General features: G+C 43.6%; 2 protein-coding genes and 1 pseudogene. 1 reads left to right on the top strand and 2 read right to left on the bottom strand.

What is annotated here, in order from left to right:
- A pseudogene (locus RW114_RS20260) lies at positions 1 to 185 on the top strand (IS701 family transposase); the annotation flags it as partial.
- A gap of 6 nt (positions 186 to 191) precedes the next feature.
- On the opposite strand, the gene RW114_RS20255 reads toward RW114_RS20260, so the two are convergent.
- A complete protein-coding gene (locus RW114_RS20255; RefSeq protein WP_340124542.1) occupies positions 192 to 1,292 on the bottom strand; it encodes an AI-2E family transporter in 1,101 nt (366 codons plus the stop codon).
- A gap of 438 nt (positions 1,293 to 1,730) precedes the next feature.
- A complete protein-coding gene (locus RW114_RS20250) occupies positions 1,731 to 2,702 on the bottom strand; it encodes a COX15/CtaA family protein (RefSeq protein ID WP_340124541.1) in 972 nt (323 codons plus the stop codon).
- Positions 2,703 to 2,975: the final 273 nt, after the last annotated feature.

Genomic DNA, 2,975 nt, shown 5'->3' with positions numbered 1-2,975 from the left:
CAAAGTCACCAACCCGTACGGTCACTACTCAGAACAACCATGTCTTCATGTCGATCTATGCGGTGTTCAAGCTGGAATGTCTGAAGATAAAATACAAGGCCAATCATTTTGCGCTAAGAACTAAGCTGTTTATCAAAGCGAACCAGATAGCTTATGAAGAGTTGCAAAAATTACTGGCTGCGTAACATCAGTTAATAATTTATATTCGGATTTTCATCCCCAATCCGTGGCCAGGCGGTCAGTACCGCCTTGACAACAGTCGCTAATGGAATAGCTAAAAATACCCCCCAAAAACCCCACAAGCCGCCAAAAAATAAAATCGCAACAATAATCGAGATGGCATGTAAGTTAACCGCCTCGGAAAACAATACCGGCACTAACACAACGCCGTCCAACAGCTGAATAATTGAGTACGCAATGACAAGGTACATAAACTCATCGCCGCTTAATCCCCACTGGAAATAAGCGACGGCCAAAACCGGAAAGGTAACCAGCGTTGCACCAACGTAAGGAATAATAACCTGCAAGCCCATAAAAACAGCCAGCAACATCGCGTAATTCAGCCCCATCGCCGCGTAAGTCGCATAACTGACGGCCCAAAGAATAAAAACCTCGGCAAACTTGCCGCGCACATAATTACCGATTTGTACGTCGACCTCTTCCCATACGCGTACCGTCAAATGCCTGTTCTTGGGCATAAACTGCAAAAACCAGGATACCAATATCTGCTTGTCTTTTAGAAAGAAAAACACCATCATCGGCACTAGAAACACATAAATCATTACACTGACCAAACCCACAACAGATGCTGCCGAAAGCGACAACATATTTTGCCCGTAAGTTAACAATTCTCTCTGCACTGCATACATCATCTGTTGAATCTTTACTTCTGAAATCAATTTCGGATACATTTCCGGCAAACGCATAATTACAGTTTCCGCGCTGTAAATTATCGCAGGGATATGTTGAACAAGTTCGATGGCCTGTTGTGAAACAATCGGTATCAGGTAAAACAATAAAAAACCGAAACAAGCCATAAACACTGAAAACACCAGACACACAGCCGGCAAGCGCGGCATCCTCATGCTTTCAGCCTTACCCACCAGACCTTCCAGCAGATAGGCCAGCACGATTGCGATGAAAACCGGCATTAACAAACCGGACAATGAATAAATCAGCACGAAACTGACAATTAAAATAATTGCCAGTGCGACCGCCTGAGAGTTTGGCAAAAAACGCTTAACGTACCTTCTTAGAAAACGTGAATCTATAATTTGGTTTTGAGTTGTCATTGATAGCTGAAATTTTTATTATTATTTATATTATAAATATAGTGTTTATGCATCAAATTTCGGTTTTTTAAATATCCCCTGTCTAAGCTTACCCAGTAGGCATGGCTATCTACACAAATACCAGCTCCGTCTACCTTGAGGAAGAAGAAGTTTCTGGTTCCCATGCTCCAGAGACTGTGAAAGTATTCGTATTTAGAAAATAACCGCGAAGAACACGGACGACTGCAAGGATGCAAGAGGTAGAGCAACGCAGGAGCAGTTGCCGAGAGCACGAAGTTTTTAATGCATTGAATTAATGCTGTTATTTTCTCCGTGTCCTTCGTGCTCTCTGTGGTAAATAATTTTTTCAGCTCGATTTGGATAAAACTTTCACAGTCTCTCCAGCGCGGGAACGAGGAAATATCTTCTCGCTAACCCTCCCCTGCATTGTCGATAAGCTTAGCGGCGTACCGAAGCGTAATTCAGACAACTGTAAAGAAAAAACTGTACACCAAAAATAAGATTAGCCATCAACAGGTGAATTGGCTGGGCAACAGGGGGCATACCCAATCTATCGAGGCTAATGCCTGCAATAATAGCCGTGACTACCAGAACGGCCAGCGATAAACCGATAGTCCGTAACAGGCTTTTTTTATCGACAGACCGGACAATTTTCCAGGTCAGCCAAAGGTTGGTGAATAAAATAATCGAGGAGAACGATCTGTGTATGTAAAAGATCAGCGGAAAGTCGTCACGCCAATATTGGCGCTCAATATAAGCATGACCATGGGCAATAAAATCTACCGCTTCCCTAACCTGGGTTCCCATTGCCACTTGCAACAGAGTCAAAATCATTGCCGCGATTAACACCGTTTTAAATTTATCCGGCAGCGCTCGAATATCAATCCGGGCGATAGCCTCCCGTTGCGAACGGGCAATCGTATAAATAAGCAAGGCGACTATAAACAAAGCCAGCAGCATATGTAAGGTGATCATCAATGGCTTGAGATTGCTTGCCACCACGATCGAGCCTAACCACCCTTGAAAACCGATCAGAAGAAACACACTGATCGCCAAATAGAAAATGGTTTTATCTGTTTTAAGATAAATGCGCGATGACCAAGCCGTCAGCAAGATCAGAAATCCTATCGTCACCCCGACCAGACGGTTGGTGTATTCGGTCCAGGTTTTTACCGGGTTAAACTGGGTATTTTCATAACCGCGTTCCGCATAAATCTGCTGATAATTGGCGGGCAATTGGGATTCATCAGTAGGCGGCACCCATTGTCCGAAACAAGTCGGCCAGTCGGGGCAACCCATACCTGAACCGGAAGCCCGTACGATGCCGCCGACCAGGATGACGAAGTAAACAGCGAAAATAGTTAGCGTGCCTAATCGGCGAAAATGTGCGGCGGCTTGTGGATTAATCATAGTTTTAAGGTTTTTAGGGGTAACAACTGAAACGTCTAGACCATTAAATAAGGCTATGTCATCGTTAACTATGGAATTTTTTATTTCTTTTTCATAAAATAAGCCATGTAGGTTTTCAATTGGAGATCATCATGAAAAACGCCGAGTTTTTTCAATTAATTACTGCAATCCGTGAATTAGATCATCACCAGCGCAAACTGCTGAACGCTGCCTTAAATCAACTATCCGACGAACCCAAAGTCCTCGAATTGATTGAGTCCTGCTTTGATGCTA

It is taken from the genome of Methylobacter svalbardensis, from assembly GCF_037671525.1.
Taxonomy (GTDB): Bacteria; Pseudomonadota; Gammaproteobacteria; order Methylococcales; family Methylomonadaceae; genus Methylobacter_A; species Methylobacter_A svalbardensis.
This window is presented reverse-complemented; position numbering and strand designations above follow the sequence as displayed.

Coding starts and splice junctions, on each gene's coding strand:
- RW114_RS20255 (WP_340124542.1), bottom strand. CDS start 1,292: ATGACAACTCAAAACCAAATTATAGATTCACGTTTTCTAAGAAGGTAC.
- RW114_RS20250 (WP_340124541.1), bottom strand. CDS start 2,702: ATGATTAATCCACAAGCCGCCGCACATTTTCGCCGATTAGGCACGCTA.